The organism is Streptomyces sp. MRC013 (assembly GCF_023614235.1).
Taxonomy (GTDB): domain Bacteria; phylum Actinomycetota; class Actinomycetes; order Streptomycetales; family Streptomycetaceae; genus Streptomyces.
Genome location: NZ_CP094264.1, coordinates 3511112 through 3527905 on the forward strand (window position 1 = coordinate 3511112; position 16794 = coordinate 3527905).

Annotated in this window: 21 protein-coding genes, 1 tRNA gene, 1 pseudogene and 1 riboswitch; of the genes and pseudogenes, 16 read left to right on the plus strand and 7 right to left on the minus strand. The window is 72.8% G+C overall.

What is annotated here, in order from left to right:
• Positions 1 to 114: 114 nt before the first annotated feature.
• Positions 115 to 411 carry a hypothetical protein gene (locus LUW75_RS16035; protein ID WP_250336224.1) on the plus strand — a complete coding sequence of 99 codons (297 nt, stop codon included), beginning with the start codon at positions 115 to 117 and terminating at the stop codon, positions 409 to 411.
• A gap of 99 nt (positions 412 to 510) precedes the next feature.
• Here the strand turns inward: LUW75_RS16035 and LUW75_RS16040 are convergent, their stop codons facing one another.
• Positions 511 to 1098 carry an isochorismatase family protein gene (locus LUW75_RS16040; protein WP_250336225.1) on the minus strand — a complete coding sequence of 196 codons (588 nt, stop codon included), beginning with the start codon at positions 1096 to 1098 and terminating at the stop codon, positions 511 to 513.
• Between the two features lie 146 nt (positions 1099 to 1244).
• Positions 1245 to 2597, minus strand: a complete 1353-nt coding sequence (locus LUW75_RS16045) for a nicotinate phosphoribosyltransferase (RefSeq protein WP_250336226.1) — start codon at positions 2595 to 2597, stop codon at positions 1245 to 1247.
• A gap of 128 nt (positions 2598 to 2725) precedes the next feature.
• Between LUW75_RS16045 and clpS the strand changes: the two genes are divergently transcribed.
• The 8 genes from clpS (at position 2726) to LUW75_RS16080 (ending at position 9210) form a co-directional block, all read left to right on the plus strand.
• On the plus strand, positions 2726 to 3031 hold the full coding sequence (gene clpS, locus LUW75_RS16050) for an ATP-dependent Clp protease adapter ClpS (RefSeq protein ID WP_010470125.1): 306 nt from the start codon (positions 2726 to 2728) through the stop codon (positions 3029 to 3031).
• The gene (locus LUW75_RS16055; protein ID WP_250336227.1) at positions 3031 to 3615 is read left to right on the plus strand and encodes a DUF2017 domain-containing protein; all 585 of its coding nucleotides are present in this window, start codon (positions 3031 to 3033) and stop codon (positions 3613 to 3615) included. Before clpS ends, LUW75_RS16055 begins: the two co-directional genes overlap by 1 nt.
• Before the next feature lie 613 nt (positions 3616 to 4228).
• Entirely contained in the window at positions 4229 to 5695 is a 1467-nt protein-coding gene (locus tag LUW75_RS16060; RefSeq protein ID WP_250336228.1) for an amino acid permease, read from the plus strand.
• A 295-nt stretch (positions 5696 to 5990) separates the two neighbouring features.
• Positions 5991 to 6413 (plus strand): M67 family metallopeptidase, encoded by a 423-nt coding sequence (locus tag LUW75_RS16065; protein WP_250336229.1) that lies wholly within the window; start codon positions 5991 to 5993, stop codon positions 6411 to 6413.
• 119 nt (positions 6414 to 6532) lie between these two features.
• Entirely contained in the window at positions 6533 to 6649 is a 117-nt protein-coding gene (locus LUW75_RS24685; RefSeq protein ID WP_349816424.1) for a putative leader peptide, read from the plus strand.
• A gap of 137 nt (positions 6650 to 6786) precedes the next feature.
• Entirely contained in the window at positions 6787 to 7065 is a 279-nt protein-coding gene (locus LUW75_RS16070; RefSeq protein WP_250336230.1) for a MoaD/ThiS family protein, read from the plus strand.
• Positions 7065 to 8015: a PLP-dependent cysteine synthase family protein gene (locus LUW75_RS16075; RefSeq protein ID WP_250336231.1), complete on the plus strand. Its 951-nt coding sequence runs from the start codon at positions 7065 to 7067 to the stop codon at positions 8013 to 8015. Before LUW75_RS16070 ends, LUW75_RS16075 begins: the two co-directional genes overlap by 1 nt.
• A 445-nt stretch (positions 8016 to 8460) precedes the next feature.
• On the plus strand, positions 8461 to 9210 hold the full coding sequence (locus tag LUW75_RS16080) for an MBL fold metallo-hydrolase (protein ID WP_250336232.1): 750 nt from the start codon (positions 8461 to 8463) through the stop codon (positions 9208 to 9210).
• Between the two features lie 45 nt (positions 9211 to 9255).
• On the opposite strand, the gene LUW75_RS16085 is transcribed toward LUW75_RS16080, so the two are convergent.
• Entirely contained in the window at positions 9256 to 10506 is a 1251-nt protein-coding gene (locus LUW75_RS16085) for a PTS transporter subunit EIIC (RefSeq protein WP_250336233.1), read from the minus strand.
• Positions 10507 to 10964: 458 nt separating this feature from the next.
• On the opposite strand from LUW75_RS16085, the gene LUW75_RS16090 reads away from it, so the two are divergent.
• The 5 genes and pseudogenes from LUW75_RS16090 to rdgB all read left to right on the plus strand — a co-directional run bounded on the left by LUW75_RS16090 (position 10965) and on the right by rdgB (position 13751).
• Complete coding sequence (locus LUW75_RS16090; protein ID WP_284453839.1) at positions 10965 to 11219, plus strand: PTS glucose/sucrose transporter subunit IIB; 255 nt, start codon at positions 10965 to 10967, stop codon at positions 11217 to 11219.
• 139 nt (positions 11220 to 11358) lie between these two features.
• Positions 11359 to 11783, plus strand: a pseudogene (locus tag LUW75_RS24990) (hypothetical protein).
• A 43-nt stretch (positions 11784 to 11826) separates the two neighbouring features.
• Positions 11827 to 12558: a ribonuclease PH gene (gene rph / locus LUW75_RS16100; protein WP_250336234.1), complete on the plus strand. Its 732-nt coding sequence runs from the start codon at positions 11827 to 11829 to the stop codon at positions 12556 to 12558.
• Between the two features lie 92 nt (positions 12559 to 12650).
• Positions 12651 to 13031, plus strand: a complete 381-nt coding sequence (locus tag LUW75_RS16105; RefSeq protein ID WP_250336235.1) for a hypothetical protein — start codon at positions 12651 to 12653, stop codon at positions 13029 to 13031.
• 117 nt (positions 13032 to 13148) lie between these two features.
• Positions 13149 to 13751 carry an RdgB/HAM1 family non-canonical purine NTP pyrophosphatase gene (rdgB, locus tag LUW75_RS16110; RefSeq protein ID WP_250336236.1) on the plus strand — a complete coding sequence of 201 codons (603 nt, stop codon included), beginning with the start codon at positions 13149 to 13151 and terminating at the stop codon, positions 13749 to 13751.
• Positions 13752 to 13806: 55 nt separating this feature from the next.
• Here the strand turns inward: rdgB and LUW75_RS16115 are convergent.
• From LUW75_RS16115 to bcp, 4 genes are all read right to left on the minus strand, one after another.
• A tRNA-Leu gene (locus LUW75_RS16115) sits at positions 13807 to 13879 on the minus strand.
• Between the two features lie 11 nt (positions 13880 to 13890).
• Positions 13891 to 14586: an HNH endonuclease gene (locus LUW75_RS16120; RefSeq protein ID WP_250336237.1), complete on the minus strand. Its 696-nt coding sequence runs from the start codon at positions 14584 to 14586 to the stop codon at positions 13891 to 13893.
• Positions 14583 to 15233, minus strand: a complete 651-nt coding sequence (locus LUW75_RS16125) for an HNH endonuclease signature motif containing protein (RefSeq protein WP_250336238.1) — start codon at positions 15231 to 15233, stop codon at positions 14583 to 14585. The genes LUW75_RS16120 and LUW75_RS16125 overlap by 4 nt, the downstream gene beginning before the upstream one ends.
• Positions 15234 to 15372: 139 nt before the next feature.
• Complete coding sequence (gene bcp, locus LUW75_RS16130) at positions 15373 to 15840, minus strand: thioredoxin-dependent thiol peroxidase (RefSeq protein ID WP_250336239.1); 468 nt, start codon at positions 15838 to 15840, stop codon at positions 15373 to 15375.
• A 142-nt stretch (positions 15841 to 15982) separates the two neighbouring features.
• On the opposite strand from bcp, the gene LUW75_RS16135 reads away from it, so the two are divergent.
• Positions 15983 to 16306 (plus strand): DUF3618 domain-containing protein, encoded by a 324-nt coding sequence (locus LUW75_RS16135; protein ID WP_250337696.1) that lies wholly within the window; start codon positions 15983 to 15985, stop codon positions 16304 to 16306.
• 47 nt (positions 16307 to 16353) lie between these two features.
• Positions 16354 to 16692: a GroES family chaperonin gene (locus LUW75_RS16140; RefSeq protein ID WP_250336240.1), complete on the plus strand. Its 339-nt coding sequence runs from the start codon at positions 16354 to 16356 to the stop codon at positions 16690 to 16692.
• 9 nt (positions 16693 to 16701) lie between these two features.
• A riboswitch (guanidine-III (ykkC-III) riboswitch) is annotated at positions 16702 to 16769 on the plus strand.
• Positions 16770 to 16794 lie beyond the last annotated feature (25 nt).

Sequence of the window (16794 nt, forward strand, 5' to 3'; positions counted from 1 at the left end):
AAACCCCAGGTCGCAGCTTGATCGGCCGTCGCCCCCTGGCGGGCGGCGGCCGATCGTGCTTAGGTGCGTCTGACCGGTTCCAGGGACACACCTCTCAGCGGGGGAGCACTCGGCATGCCCGGTGGGGGTTTCTGCACGCTGCCCGGCGGCAGCATGGTCGTCGCGCTGAGCCTGCCCGACCCGGGCGGCGAGGGCGAGGTCCGCATCCTGGTGCACGCGGTGAACCGGCCGCGCGCGCTGACCCGGCTGCGCAACCTCGGTCTGCGCGCCCACCTGCGGGGCAACACCCACCCGCCGACGCCCGACGAGGTCACCGCCGTGCTGCACCATCCCGACGGGCTGCTGTGGCGGGCGACCCCCGGCCGCGAACAGGAGCTGTGGCGCCCGATACGCGCCCTGCTGGGCCCCTGAACCCCTGAGCCCCGCCCCCGGGCGCTCCCGCCCCGGTCTCCCGGGGCGCCCCGGCCCCCGGCCCCGGTCTCCCGGGGCACCCCGGCCCCGGCGAGCCGCTCAGACGACCGGTTCGCCGCTCAGCTCGACCCCGGCCGCGCGGAGCTCCTCCAGGGCCCTGCGGGTGCTCTCCCCGGAGACGCCCGCCGTGAGGCCGAGCAGCACGCGCGTGCGGAAGCCCTCCGCGACCGCGTCCAGGGCGGTGGCCCGCACGCAGTGGTCGGTCGCGATGCCCACGACGTCGACCTCCGTCACGTCGCGGGACCGCAGCCAGTCCGCGAGGAGGACGCCGTTCTCGTCGCCGCCCTCGAAGCCGCTGTACGCGGCCGTGTGCGCGCCCTTGTCGAACACGGCCTCGACGGCGCCGGAGGCGACGGCGGGCGCGAAGTTCGGGTGGAACCCGACGCCCTCGGTGCCCGCCACGCAGTGCGGCGGCCAGGAACGGACGAAGTCGGGGTGCGCGGAGAAGTGGTCGCCCGGATCGACGTGGTGGTCGCGCGTCGCGACGACGTGCCGGTAGCCGACCCCCGCGGTCTGGCCGATCAGGTCCGTGACGGCGGCGGCGACGTCCGCGCCCCCCGCCACCGCGAGGCTGCCGCCCTCGCAGAAGTCGTTCTGAACGTCGACGACGATCAATGCGCGGTGCATGGGGGTCCTTACGGTGGAGGAGTGGTCGGTGGTCACCGGGAGGGGACGCCCCCGAGCCTAGAGACTTCCCCCTCCCGGCGGGAGGCCCGGGTGGGGCGCGCCCCGCCGGACCCGGGGAGCGGGCGGAGCGCCGCCGGCGCGGTCCCTCAGTGTCCGGGGGCCGGGCCCGGCTCGTGGAACTCGGTGGGCAGCACGGGCTCGCCGTGCGACAGCTGGACGGCCGACAGGGGCAGTCCCGCGCGGGCGGCGACGTGCCGCTCCCGTGCCGCCTCCAGCGGCTCCCGGGCGACCACCTCCCCGCCCTCGACCAGCAGCCGCTGCAACTGCCGCCCGGCCAGTTCCTCGGGTACGCGGCCGGTGCCGACGACCTCGGCCTCGGCGACGCCCCCGGCGTCCAGCCGCCGGGCCGCCCACTTGCGGCCGCCCACCGACGCCTTGCCGCCCACGGACCGCTTGGCGACGGGCCGCAGCGGGGCGGCCGGGTCCGCCGAGTCGGCGCGGGCGACCATCTTGTAGACCATCGAGCCGGTCGGGTGCCCGCTGCCGGTCACCAGCCGCGTGCCGACGCCGTACGCGTCCACGGGCGCGGAGGCCAGCGAGGCGATGGCGTACTCGTCCAGGTCCGACGTGACGACGATCCGCGTGTCGCGGGCGCCCAGCTCGTCCAGCTGCTGCCGCACCCGGTGCGCCACCAGCAGCAGGTCGCCGGAGTCGATGCGCACGGCGCCGAGCCCGGGCCCGGCCACCTCCACGGCGGTCCGCACGGCCTCGCCGACGTCGTACGTGTCGACCAGCAGCGTCGTCCCCCGCCCCAGCGCGTCCACCTGCACCCGGAACGCCTCCCGCTCGGTGTCGTGCAGCAGCGTGAAGGCGTGCGCGGACGTGCCGACGGTCGGGATGCCGTACCGGAACCCGGCGGCCAGGTCGGAGGTGGAGTCGAAGCCGCCCACGTACGCGGCGCGCGCCGCGGCGACGGCGGCCAGCTCGTGGGTGCGCCGGGCGCCCATCTCGATCAGCCCGCGCCCGCCGGCCGCCGTCGACATCCGGGAGGCGGCGGCGGCGATGGCGGAGTCGTGGTTGAGGATGGAGAGGACCACCGTCTCCAGCAGCACGCACTCGGCGAAGGAGCCCTCGACGCGGAGGATCGGCGAGCCGGGGAAGTACACCTCGCCCTCGGGGTAGCCCCAGATGTCGCCGCCGAAGCGGTACCCCGCCAGCCAGGCGAGGGTCGGCTCGTCGACGACGCCCCGCTCCCTCAGGAAGGCGAGCACGGCGTCGTCGAAGCGGAAGTTCTCCACGGCGTCCAGGACGCGGCCGGTGCCGGCCACCACCCCGTACCGGCGCCCCTCGGGGAGGCGCCGGGTGAAGACCTCGAAGACCGAGCGCCGGTCGGCGGTGCCGCCCCGCAGGGCCGCCCGGAGCATGGTCAGCTCGTACTGGTCGGTGAAGAGCGCGGTGGACGGCACAGCCACCGGAAGCCCTAGGTCCGCAGCGTTCATGCCAGGATCGTACCCCGAATACTCGTCAGAATGACGATTTCTCGTTCGAAAGCCTTCCCGGCCCGTTCCGGCGGGGTTCGGGGGCCCGTTCGTGCGACGGCGCGCGGGCGGTGGCAGGATTGGGGGGAGTGAGTGTCGCTCCCGTAGAGATCGAACGCACGGCCCCGGCGGAAGAGGGCCGCGCCGTCACCGAACCCGACGTGCCGTGGGTGACGATCGTCCACAACGACCCGGTCAACCTCATGAGCTACGTGACGTACGTCTTCCAGACCTACTTCGGCTACTCCAAGGACAAGGCGCACAAGCTGATGCTCGACGTCCACCACAAGGGCCGGGCCGTGGTCTCCAGCGGCACCCGCGAGGAGATGGAGCGCGACGTGCAGGCGATGCACGGGTACGGGCTGTGGGCGACCCTCTCCCAGGACCGCGGCTGATGAGCGGCCACTTCGAGGCGCTGCCCGACGGCGGCGCGGCCGTGCCGCTGGACGAGGTCGAAATCTCCATCCTGCGCTCGCTCGCCGTCCAGATGCTGGAGCTGATAGGTCCCGGCGACGAGCCCGCCCGGGGTGAGGACCCGCTCGCCGAGCTCTTCCGGGAGGGTCCCCGCGAGAAGCCGTCCGACCCGGCCCTGGCCCGCCTCTTCCCCGACGCGTACGGGGACGGCGACGAGCGGCTGCGCGAGGCGTCCGCCGAGTTCCGCCGGTTCACCGAGAACGACCTGCGCGCCCGCAAGCGCGAGGACGCCCTCGCCGTGGTCCGCGGACTCGACGGCCTGGTCTCCTCCGGCGACGGGTCCGGCGGCGGCCGGCTGGAGCTCTCGCCCGAGGAGGGCCGCCACTGGCTCGGCGCGCTCAACGACCTCCGCCTCACCATCGGGACGCGGCTGGAGGTGACCGACGAGGCCGAGAACGACGAGCTGTACCGGCTGCCGGACTCCGACCCGCGCAAGCCGATGGTGATGGCCTACCTGTGGCTGGGGGCCCTCCAGGAGACGCTCGTCGAGGCGCTGATGCCGTAACCGATGGGACCCCGCGCCCGCCTCCCCGCGCGGAGGGGCCGCACCGGGCGTCCCGGCGCGGGGCCGCGGGGCCGGGGCGGTGCCCGTCCGCGGGGCCGCGGGACCGAAGCGCCACCCGCCCGCGGGGCCGAAGCCGCCCACCCGTCGGGGCGGGGGCCGGGACCACCGCCCCGACGGGCGGGGCTGCCGCACGGAGACGCGGCCCTCGGTAAGGAGCGTCCGCCGGAGTGCTCCTGCCGCGTAAGGAGCAGGCCCCCGAGGCGCCTCTTGCGCCGTCGAAGGGGCGGGGATCGCCTCCCGCAACCGTTCCCGCACGGAGCGCGAGCGTCCGCTCGGCGGCCTCCGAAATCCGAATAACGATCCGGTTACCGTGATGCGCCCTTCTTCCTGATGAGGAGGGTTTGGTCGATATGTACCGTGTCCTGCGTCACAGTGAGCGGTTTTCGACCGTGGTACACCTTCACGACCGCCTGCCGGACGACACCCACGTTCGAGTAGAGGCGCTGCGCCGGCCGACCGCCGGCACGCAACTCCAGCACTATCCGGGGGAATCGGAACCCGGTCCGGCGCCGAGCGCGGCGCGGGCCGGTATGGAGCGGAAAGGCGCACCAGAATGACCTCTACGCAGGTCGGCAAGAACACCGGCGACACCGTCCCGGGCGCGACGCCCGAGGAGGGCTACGAGCGCGGCCTCGGCAGCCGGCAGGTCCAGATGATCGCCATCGGCGGCGCCATCGGCGTCGGCCTCTTCCTGGGGGCGGGCGCGAACATCGCGAAGGCCGGACCCAGCCTCATCCTGATGTACGCCCTCGCCGGCGTGATCGTCTTCTTCATCATGCGGGCGCTCGGCGAGCTGCTCCTGTACCGCCCGGTGTCGGGCTCCTTCGCGGAGTACGCCCGTGAGTTCCTCGGCCCGTTCTTCGGGTTCGTGACCGGGTGGACCTACTGGCTCATGTGGATCGTCACCGGCATGGCGGAGCTGACCGCGGCGGCCATCTACGTGAACTTCTGGTTCCCGGCGATCCCGCAGTGGGTGAGCGCGCTGGTCTTCCTGGTGGCGCTGTTCATCGCCAACCTGATCTCGGTGAAGATCTTCGGTGAGATCGAGTTCTGGTTCTCGATGATCAAGGTCACCGCGATCATCGGCATGATCGTGATCGGCCTCGGCGTCGTCACGTTCGGCTTCAGCCAGGCCGGCGACACCGCGTCCGTCACCAACCTGTGGGCCTTCGACGGCATCTTCCCCAAGGGCATCGGCTCCAGCCTCATGACCCTGCAGGGCGTCATGTTCGCCTACCTCGCCGTCGAGCTCGTCGGCGTCACCGCGGGCGAGTCCGAGAACCCGGAGAAGACCCTCCCCAAGGCCATCAACACCCTGCCCTGGCGGATCATCGTCTTCTACGTCGGCGCCCTCAGCGTCATCCTGATGGTCGTCAAGTGGACCGAGTTCCAGCCCGGCGTGAGCCCCTTCGTGGCCGCCTTCGCCAAGATAGGCATCCCCGCGGGCGCCGCGATCGTCAACTTCGTGGTCCTCACCGCCGCCCTGTCGTCCTGCAACTCCGGCATGTACTCCACCGGCCGCATGCTGCGCGACCTGGCCGCCAACTCCGAGGCGCCGAAGATGCTGGGCCGGCTCAGCTCCACCAAGACGCCGGCCGTCGGCATCACCCTCTCCGTCGCCCTCATGGGCATCGGCGTGGTCCTCAACTACGTCGTCCCGGAGAAGGCGTTCGCCTACGTCACCTCCGTGGCCACCGCGGCCGGCATCTGGACCTGGCTCATGATCCTCGTCAGCCACATCCGCTACCGCCGCGCCGTCGTGGCCGGCCGGCTGCCCGCCTCGTCCTTCCCGGCGCCCGGCGGCACGGTCTGCAGCTGGATCGCCGTCGTCTTCCTGACCATGGTCACCGTCATGATCGCGATCGACCCGGACAGCCGGGTCTCGCTGTACGTCGGCGCCGGCTGGGCCCTCTGCCTGGCCGTCGGCTGGGCTGTGCTGAAGTCCCGCAACCCGCAGGTAGCGGAGCGCACCGTGACCGGCGAGCCGCCGCTGGGGTCGGCCGGCTCCCCGCGCGACTGACCGGACCGCACCGCCCCGCCGCGGGGCCGCGTCCCCCCGGGGGGCGCCCGGGTCTCTCCCGGGCGCCCCCCGACCGCGTGCGGCCCCGCCCTTCCGCCGCGGCCCGGCGGCCTTCCCCCGCGCGCGGATCCCGGCCTCCGCCGGCGGGAGCACCGCCCGTCCGCACCCCGCATCCCGTGCCGAGCGCGCGGCCCGGGGCGCCGCGGCCCGACGGCTTCCGGCGTACCGTCCGGCATCTGGGCGTTCGCGTACCACCCCTCGATACGGGTGGGCTCGTCCGCTTATCCTGATGCGCATGCTGACCATCACACGGGCCCTGTACGACCAGATCGTCGCGCACGCCCGCGCCGACCACCCGGACGAGGCCTGCGGCGTGGTCGCGGGACCGGCCGGCTCCGGGCGCCCCGAGCGCTTCGTCCCGATGCTCAACGCCGCCCGCTCGCCCACGTTCTACGAGTTCGACTCGGGCGACCTGCTGAAGCTGTACCGCGAGATGGACGACCGCGACGAGGAGCCGGTGGTCATCTACCACTCGCACACGGCCACCGAGGCGTACCCGTCCCGCACCGACGTCTCGTACGCCAACGAGCCGCAGGCGCACTACGTCCTGGTCTCCACGGCCGACGCCGACGGCGCCGGACCCTTCCAGTTCCGCTCCTTCCGCATCGTGGACGGCCGGATCACCGAAGAGGAGGTCCGGGTCGTCGAGGCCTACTGAGGCCCGCGAGCCCGCATGACCTGCGGCTCGCCGGAGACGAGTCCGGATGATGAGCAGACCCTGTCCGAGACGTGAGATCACACTCCGGTCCCGCGGTAGGGAATCGATACGATGAACGCATGGTTCCCCTCGACGTGAGCGAACAGACGCCGGGCACCCTCCTGCTCGTCGCGCGGCTGCACGTCGACCTGTGCCGTCTCGCCAGCGCCATGTGTCCCGGCGGCGCGGCCGCCTGAACGGCGCGCCCCGCGCACGACCCGCTCCGCACGCACGCGTTCCGCGGGCGCCGCCCCGGGCTGCCCCGGGCGGGACACCCCGCGTCCGCCTCCCGGCCCCCGCCCCAGCACCCTCCAGCCCTCACAGGAGTCCCACCATGGCCATCGAGGTCCGCATCCCGACCATCCTCCGCACCTACACCGACGGAGCCAAGACCGTCGAGGGCGACGGGGAGACCCTCGCCGAGCTGTTCGCCGACCTCGACACCCGTCACACGGGCATCCGGAACCGCATCGTGGACGGCGAGGAGCTCCGGCGCTTCGTCAACGTCTACCTGAACGACGAGGACGTGCGCTTCCTCGACGGCATCTCCACCAAGCTGTCGGACGGCGACAGCGTCACGATCCTCCCGGCGGTCGCCGGCGGAATGCGCTGATGCGCTACGACAGCCCCCTGGCTGCGGTCGGGAACACCCCGCTCGTCCGGCTGCCGCGCCTGTCCCCCTCGCAGGAGGTGCGCATCTGGGCGAAGCTGGAGGACCGCAACCCGACCGGCTCCGTCAAGGACCGCCCCGCCCTGCACATGATCGAGCGGGCGGAGAAGGACGGCCGCCTCGCACCGGGCCGCACCATCCTGGAACCCACCAGCGGCAACACGGGCATCTCGCTCGCGATGGCGGCCCGGCTCAAGGGCTACCGCATCGTCTGCGTGATGCCCGAGAACACCTCCCGGGAGCGGCGCGACCTGCTCGCCATGTGGGGCGCCGAGATCGTCTCCTCGCCCGCGGCGGGCGGCTCCAACACCGCCGTCCGCGTCGCCAGGGAGCTGTCCGCACAGCACCCCGACTGGGTGATGCTCTACCAGTACGGCAACCCGGACAACGCCGCCGCGCACTACGGGACGACCGGCCCGGAGATCCTCGCCGACCTCCCGTCGGTCACCCACTTCGTCGCCGGGCTCGGCACCACCGGAACCCTCATGGGCGTCGGCCGCTACCTGCGCGAGCACCGGCCCGGCGTGAGGATCGTCGCCGCGGAGCCGCGCTACGACGACCTGGTCTACGGGCTGCGCAACCTCGACGAGGGCTTCGTCCCCGAGTTGTACGACTCCTCCGTCCTCACCACCCGCTTCTCGGTCGGTTCGGCCGACGCGGTGGCCCGCACGCGTGAACTCCTGCAGCAGGAGGGCATCTTCGCGGGCGTGTCGACGGGAGCGGCCCTGCACGCCGCGATCGGCGTCGGCAGGAAGGCGGTGAAGGCGGGCGAGTCCGCGGACATCGTCTTCATCGTCGCCGACGGCGGCTGGAAGTACCTCTCCACGGGCATCTACACGGCGCCCACCACGGAAGCGGCGGTCGAGGCCCTCCAGGGCCAGCTCTGGGCCTGACCGCCGTTCCGGCCGGGCACGCCTGGGGTCGCCGGGCGCGCCCCCGGCCGCCGGGGCGCGCCCGCCCGGTCCGGCCGGGCCGGGCGCGCCGAACCCGCGCCGATCAGCGCCGGAGCCGCCCGGTCCGCCGCAGCCGCGCCTCCCGCGGCTTCCCGGCACCCGGGGAGCCCGCCGCCCACCGCCGCGGCGAGCGCGGCCACCGCGGCGACGGACGCCGGCCGTCGCGACGCGTCCCCCGGCAGGACGTCGGCCGCGTCCGGCCCCGTCCACCGGCGCCGCGGCCACCCGCCCCGCGGGTCCATCCGAACCGGTGACAACGCGGGTGAGTTCCCCCACAACGGGCCGCCGCGGAGGAGCGCCCCGCCGTCGCGGGCCGTACGCTCGTCGAACCGTACGACCTCCCCGTCAGCGCTTCCCCGCTCCCGTCCACGGAGGTTCACGCTCCATGAAGCTCACCGTCGTCGGCTGCTCCGGGTCGTTCCCGTCCGCGGACTCGGCCTGCTCGAGCTACCTCGTAGAGGCCGACGGCTTCCGGCTGCTCCTCGACATGGGCAACGGCGCGCTCGGCGAGCTGCAGCGCCACTGCGGTCTCTACGACCTCGACGCCGTCTTCCTGTCCCACCTCCACGCCGACCACTGCATCGACATGTGCGCCTACTTCGTGGCGCGGTTCTACCGCCACGACGGCAGGTGCGGCGCCCTCCCGGTGTACGCGCCCGACGGCGCCGAGCAGCGGCTGACCACGGCGTACGCGGACGTGCCGTCCGCCACGGCGATGAGCGAGGTGTTCGACTTCCGCACGCTCAGGCCCGGTTCCTTCGACCTCGGCCCGTTCCGGATCCGGACGGACCGGGTGTGCCACCCGGTGGAGGCGTTCGGCATCCGGATCGAACACGGCGGCAGGTCCCTCGCCTACTCCGGTGACACGGGCGTGTGCGACGCACTCGACGAGCTGGCGGCCGACACGGACCTGTTCCTGTGCGAGGCGTCCTTCACCCACGGCAAGGAGGACGTCCCCGACCTGCACCTGAACGGCCGCGAGGCGGGCGTCCACGCGGCCAGGGCCCGCGCGAGGCGGCTCGTCCTGACGCACATCCCGCCGTGGACGGACGGCGAGCGCAACCTGGCCGACGCGTGCGAGGTCTACGACGGCCCGGCGGAGCTGGCCCGGCCGGGGGCGGTGTACGAGCTGTAGCCCGGCGGTGGAACGCGCCCGGCGGGCGGTGCCGGACGGCGGGGCTCACGCCTTGGTGGTGTCCTCGACCTCCTCCTCGGGCTCGCGGCCCGGGGTCGGCAGGTCGAACCTGACGATCGCGAAGCGGAACACCACGTAGTACACGACGGCGAAGACCAGGCCGACCGGGATGATCAGCCACGGCCTGGTGGCGAGTCCCCAGTTCAGGAAGTAGTCGATGGCGCCCGCGGAGAAGGTGAAGCCGTGGTGCACGCCCAGCGCCCAGGTCAGCGCCATCGAGACGGCGGTCAGCACCGCGTGGATCGCGTACAGCACCGGGGCGATGAACATGAACGCGAACTCGATCGGCTCGGTGATGCCGGTGACGAACGAGGTCAGCGCGAGCGACACCATCATGCCGCCGACGACCTTGCGGCGCTCGGGGCGGGCGCAGTGGGTGATCGCCAGGGCGGCGGCCGGGAGGGCGAACATCATGATCGGGAAGAAGCCCGTCATGAACTGGCCGGCGGTGGGGTCGCCGTGGAAGAAGCGCGGCAGGTCACCGTGCCAGACGGTACCGGCGGGGTCGGTGAAGGAGCCGATCTCCTGCCAGGCCACCGTGTTGACGAACTGGTGCATGCCGACCGGCAGCAGGGCGCGGTTGATCGCCCCGAAGAAGCCGGCGCCGAGGGCGCCCAGGCCGGTCATCCACTCGCCGAAGGCGGTGACGACCGCGCCGACGGGCTCCCACACCAGGCCGAAGAAGACGCCGGCGACGGTGCCGATGAAGGCCATCAGGATCGGTACGAGGCGGCGGCCGTTGAAGAAGCCCAGCCAGTCCGGCAGCTTCGTGCGGTGGAAGCGCTGCCAGGTGACGGCGGCCACCAGGCCCATGACGATGCCGCCGAGGACCTTGGGGTCGTTGTACGTGGCGGCGACGTCGGCGCCGTCCTGGACCTTCGCCTCGGTGAGGGGGAAGGCGGTCAGGACGTTCTGGTAGACGAGGAAGCCGACGAGCGCGGCGAGCGCGGTCGAGCCGTCGGCCTTCTTGGCGAAGCCGATGGCGATGCCGACGCAGAACAGCAGCGGCAGGTTGGCGAAGACGGCGTCGCCCGCGGTGGCGCACACCTTCGCCACCGTGCCCCAGCCCAGGCCCTCCCCGCCGAAGACGTCGTCCTGGCCCAGACGCAGCAGGATGCCCGCCGCGGGCAGGACGGCGATCGGCAGCTGCAGGCTGCGGCCGACCTTCTGCAGGCCCTGGAACAGGCCGGCGCCCCGCTTCTTCGCGGGCGTCGCCGGAGCGGTGGCCGTACTCATCAACTTCCTCCATCGGGCAAGGCGCCGCTCAGGAAGAACGGGACGGCGGCGTTCCGGGGGACGCGGCACGAGGAGGGCCGCATGGTCTCCACCATCATTGGTGTAGACCTTTTGTAGCACGGTGGGCAGGCGCGAGAAACCCGCACATGCGTAACACGCCTCCCCCTCGTCCCGCGCCACACAACCGCCCGGCACGCGGAAGCGCCATATTCGGCCCCGCACGCCGGAAACCGGACCGCCCCCGCGAGAACGCCCTTCCGGCCACACGGCCGCCACCCGCCCCGTGAGGACAGGTCTGGTGTAGACCAGCTGGGATAGGCTCGACCGGGACCCGGCCGCGAGCAGGGAGCCGGCGATCGACGCGACCCGGAACGGGACGACCGCCCCGTCCGCGCCGACGGCCCGACCGCCGACCACCATGACGAACGCGGACGTACGGGGCACCCACACCACACCCCGTGAACACCAGGGAGAAAGACATGGCCAGCAAGGCTGAGAAGATCGTCGCCGGGCTCGGCGGGATCGACAACATCGAGGAGATCGAGGGCTGCATCACCCGGCTGCGCACCGAGGTGAGCGACCCGGACCTCGTCGACGAAGCCGCCCTGAAGGCCGCGGGCGCCCACGGCGTCGTCAGGATGGGCACCGCCGTCCAGGTCGTCATCGGCACCGACGCCGACCCCGTCGCCGCCGAGATCGAGGACATGATGTGACCCGCCCCCGACCCTGAGGCAAGGCCCGCCCCCGCCCCACCGGCACGGAAGGCGGGCCGCGCCACACCCCGACACCCGAGGGAACCGACGTGCAGGAACCCGCCCCCGCCCGCCCACCACCCAGGCCGCCGTCACCGCCCTGCGGAAGACCGCCGCCGCCCGCGGACTGACGGTCACCGTCACCCACGACATCGGCGCCGACCAGACCTCCCGCCGCACCGCCGCACCGCCGCACCCCCCTTCACCGCCACCGACCCCGACGGATCCCCGCCCCACGGGGCACACGTCGAACTCACCGGACCACCCGAGATCACCGTGCGGCTCCTCCCCGAAGGCGACGCGCTGATCACCGTGGAAGGCGTGGAGTTCCCCGACGTGCCCCGCGACTCCACCCCGGCCTTCCCCCAGGCGGTCCTCGACGGACGGGCCCGCGTCACCGGACGGTTCCTCCCACCCGGCCAGTGGCTCGTCGTCCCCCTCCCCGGCGGCGACACCCACCGCGAGCCCGTACCGCTGCCCACCCTCACCCCCCGGCTCGCCCGCGCCGCCCGCCCCCGCCCCTGACCGGCCGACGCGGAACACGCACCACACGGCCTAGGCTCTCCCCATGACCCGTATCGACGGCCGCACGCCCGAACAGCTCCGCCCGGTCACCATCCAACGCGGCTGGAGCAAGCACGCCGAGGGCTCCGTCCTCATCTCCTGCGGCGACACCAGAGTCTTCTGCACCGCCTCCGTCACCGAGGGCGTCCCCCGCTGGCGCAAGGGCAGCGGCGAGGGCTGGGTCACCGCCGAGTACTCGATGCTCCCCCGCTCCACCAACACCCGCGGCGACCGCGAATCCGTCCGCGGCAGGATCGGCGGCCGCACCCACGAGATCTCCCGCCTCATCGGCCGCTCCCTGCGCGCCGTCATCGACTACAAAGCGCTCGGCGAGAACACCGTCGTCCTCGACTGCGACGTCCTCCAGGCCGACGGCGGCACCCGCACCACCGCCGTCACCGGCGCGTACGTCGCCCTCGCCGACGCCGTCGCCTGGGCCCAGCGGCAGAAACTCGTCAAGGCCGGACGCAAACCGCTCACCGGCACCGTCGCCGCCGTCTCCGTCGGCATCGTCGACGGCACCCCCCTCCTCGACCTCTGCTACGAGGAGGACGTGCGCGCCGAAACCGACATGAACGTCGTCTGCACCGGCGACGGCCGCTTCGTCGAGGTCCAGGGCACCGCCGAGGCCGAACCCTTCGACCGCAAAGAACTCAACGCGCTCCTCGACCTCGCCACCGGCGGCTGCGCCGACCTCGCCGCACTCCAGCGCGAAGCCCTCGAAACGACCCTCTGAGCACACCGCGCCGCAACCCGGCGGCCTCCCACCGACACGGGCGTGCGGAAGGTACCGTACGCCCGTAACCAGCCAGGGGAGGCCGCCCACTCATGCGCCGTCACCGCACCACCGCCCTCGTCTCCGGCGTCGTACTCACCGCAACCCTCGCGCTCACCGGCTGCGGCGCCCTGGACAAGGCACTCGACTGCGTCCGGACCGCCGAGGCCATCGCCGCCAGCGTCGGCCGGCTCCGCCAGGCCGCCTCCGACGCCGGCGACCCGGCGAAGATCCGGCAGTCCCTCGACGAGATCGACAAGGAACTGGCCACCCTTAAGGACAAGACCGACAACGCCGACCTCTCCAAGGCGGTCGACGACCTGTCCGAGGGCGTCGAACAGGTACGCACCTCCGTCGGCAACGGGGACACGACCCCCGACCTCAAGCCCGTCACCGACGCCGCGGCCGAGATCGCCCGCATCTGCACCCCGTAACCCCCCGCCCCACCACGGGCCGCCCACCGGGCCGGACGGCCGCGGGCACTCCCGCCCCACCACGGTGCCCCTCACCGACCGGACGGCCGCGGGCGCCCCACCGCGATACTGGACGCCATGACCCGCCTGATCCTCGCCACCCGCAACGCCGGGAAGACCACCGAACTCCGCGCCATCCTCGCCGACGCCGGCCTCACCCACGAACTCGTCGGCGCGGACGCCTACCCCGACATCCCCGACGTCAAGGAGACCGGCGTCACCTTCGCGGAGAACGCCCTGCTCAAAGCGCGCGCCCTCGCCCGAGCCACCGGCCACCCGGCCGTCGCCGACGACTCCGGGCTCTGCGTCGACGTACTCGGCGGCGCACCCGGCATCTTCTCCGCCCGCTGGGCCGGCCGCCACGGCGACGACAAGGCCAACCTGGACCTGCTCCTCGCCCAGCTCTCCGACATCGACGCACCGCACCGCACCGCCCACTTCGCGTGCGCCGCCGCCCTCGCCCTGCCCGACGGCACGGAACGGGTGGTCGAGGGCCGCCTCGACGGCACGCTGCGCCACGCGCCCGCGGGCGCCGGCGGCTTCGGGTACGACCCGATCCTGCAGCCGGAGGGGGAGACGCGGACGTGCGCCGAACTCAGCCCCGAGGAGAAGAACGCCATCAGCCACCGCGGCAAGGCGTTCCGCGCCCTGGTGCCGGCCGTCCGGGAGCTGCTGGGCTGACCCCACCGAAAAACCCCGCACCTTGGATTCCAGGGTGCGGGACCTTTCCGTCTTGTGCGCCCGGTCGGATTCGAACCGACAAACACGACCACCTAAAGATCGCCGCTCAGCCCTTGGCGTACGGGCGCCTGGCCGCGCTCTACTCTACTGGCCCGGATCCCCTGCCGGGAGGGAGATGCCGGCCACCTCCTCGCGGCCGGCCTCCGCGGCACCAGGTGCCGGTGACGGCGTGGCAGTTGGGACACAGCAGCCGCAGGTTCTCGCGCCGGTCGTCGCTCCAGTCGCCGTTGATGTGGTCGACCTCCAGTGTCATGGGTTTCCCTAGCCATTCGGGCCCGGTCCCGCATTCGGCACACGCCTCGGGCACACCGACCTCGCGGAGCGCGCGGCGCAGGAGGAGGGTCCTGGTCCGACGCTCACCGCCGTGCTTGACCAGGATCTCCTCGGCGCGTCTGACCGGTGTTGCGCCCGGCTTGCCGCGCTGGTGCGCCTGCCCCAGGAAATGCGCGGTCGAAAGGCCGTCCTCGGTCACCCACTGACGGAACTTCCTGCGCTGGGTGCCGCTGTCCGGTCGGCCCAGCCGGCGCAGCGCCTCGGCGAGGGAGACCGACTCGGCGACCGCCTCACGCAGTTCGCCGGGAGCCGGCCGGACCGAGCCCCCGCAGGGGGTGAGGTGCGAGATGTCGATGCCGAACCGTGCGAACCGTCCGACGAGGTACGTGCGGAGCTTGCCATACGGCCGTGTGCCGAGGAAGGCGATGACCTCGTCCAGGTTCGAGCACTGCTCGGCCGCCTGCACCAGGCGCTCACGGGTGTACTTCACGCCGCCGCTCACCCGGCTCCTCCCATGGTGCGCCCCTTGGCACGGCCCCGGTAGCCGTCCGTCGTCGCGTGGCAGTTGGGACAGAGATAACGCAGATTGTCGATCCGGTTGTCGCGCCAGTCGCCGTCGACGTGATCGACCTCCAAGGGCAGAGGGCTGCCCCGCCAGACCGGTCCCGTGCCGCACAGGACGCACCGCTCGGGTACCCCCAGTGCCGCCATGGCGGACTTGAGCCGGTCGCTCGGGACACGCCTGGCCCGATCGGCGGGCTGCCGGACGAGCACGTGCTCCGGCGCCCCGGAGCGCCGGGGCACTCCGCGGCGTTCCGGTGCCCGGAAGTGCGAGATGTCGATGCCGTACGCCCTGACGCGGCGGCTGATGTGGGTGTGATGCCCGCCGACGACCCCGAGACCGAGGTGGCGCAGGACGTCGCACATGTTCGTGGACGCCGCGACCGCGGACTGGAGGATCTCCCTGGTCCACTTCGTCTCCCGTTCGAAGTGCGAGGTGTCCACCCCCAGTCTCCTCATCCGCTCACGCAGGTAGCGCCGCGTCGGGCTCGACGGGTCCACACCGAGCCGCTCCAGCGCCTCCGACAGTGACCGCACCCCTTTGACAGCCTCTTCCAGGCGTTCCTTTGTGTACAGGCTGACCGGCATCCGTTCCTCCCCGCCCGGCCGTCTGTTCGCGGCCTCGTACGGAGTAACGAACCGGACGCCGGGTGGTCACCCCCGGTGCGCGGGACGGCCCGTACCGCCGGTGGGGCGGTGCGGGCCGTCGGGGCGCCGGGGAGCGGGGTCAGAGACCCAGGTCCTTGATGATCTTCGCGACGTGGCCGGTGGCCTTGACGTTGTACAGGGCGCGCTCGACCCTGCCCTCCTCGTCGACGACCACCGTCGAGCGGATGACGCCCGTCACCGTCTTGCCGTACAGCTTCTTCTCGCCGTACGCGCCGTACGCCTCCAGCACCTTCTTCTCCGGGTCGCCGACCAGGGTGACCTTCAGCCCCTCCTTCTCCCGGAACCTCGCGAGCTTCTCCGGCCGGTCCGGCGACACGCCGATCACGTCGTAGCCGGCGTCCGCGAGGAGCCGGAGGTTGTCCGTGAAGTCGCACGCCTGCTTGGTGCAGCCGGGCGTGAGCGCCGCCGGGTAGAAGTAGACGATGACCTTGCGGCCCCGGTGGTCCGCGAGCGAGACCTCGTCGCCGTCCGCGTCGGTCAGGGTGAAGTCGGGGGCGGTGTCGCCGGGCTGCAGTCGCTCGCTCATGGTTGTGGCTCTCCTCGACGGGGGTGCGGGCGGGTACCCGGTCGAGCCTAACGGGGGTCCGGGACGGCTCCCGGCCGGTCGAGCTGACAGACTGTCCGTGACGAGGAGACCGGAGATCACGACCACCAACGGAGGCAGCTCGGTGTCGGACGCCAGGACCCCCGCGCAGATCGAGGCGGACATCGTCCGCCGGCGCGAGCAGCTCGCCGTCACGCTCGACGAGATCGGCGTACGGATGCACCCGAAGACGATCGTCGGCGACGCGAAGGCGAAGGTGGTGTCGACGGTCGACGAGACGGCGGGCCGGGCCTTCGTCGCCGTCAACCGGATGCTGACCGATGCCAGGGCGCGCTTCGTGGACGGGACGGGGGCGCCGCGCCTGGAGCGGGTGGTGCCGGCGGCGCTCCTCGCCGTGGGTGTGATCGGGCTGGTCGTCGCGGTCTCCTCCCGCCGGCGGGCGCGCTGAGGGGACCTCGCGGCGGGGCGGGGCGCCCGGGCGGGTAGGTTCGTGGGGTGAGCGAGAACACCCACGACAAGTTGCCCATCCGGATGCTGCACGACCGGGTGCTGGTCCGGTCCGACGTCCCCGAGGGCGAGCGGCGCTCGGGAGGCGGCATCCTCATCCCGGCGACCGCCGCGGTGGGCCGCAGGCTGGCCTGGGCCGAGGTGGTCGCGGTCGGCCAGAACGTCCGCACGGTGGAGCCCGGCGACCGGGTCCTGTACGACCCGGAGGACCGCGCGGAGGTGGAGGTGCGCGGTGTGGCGTACGTGCTGATGCGCGAGCGGGACCTGCACGCGGTGGCCGCCGACCGCTTCGAGGGTTCGGTGGACTCCACGGGCCTCTACCTCTGACACCGCCGGCCGCCGCCGCGGCCGGCGGCACCCGACGAGACGCGCCGTACCGGGTCACGAGGCGAAGACGACGCAGATCGAGAACTCCGTCCCGAAGGGTGT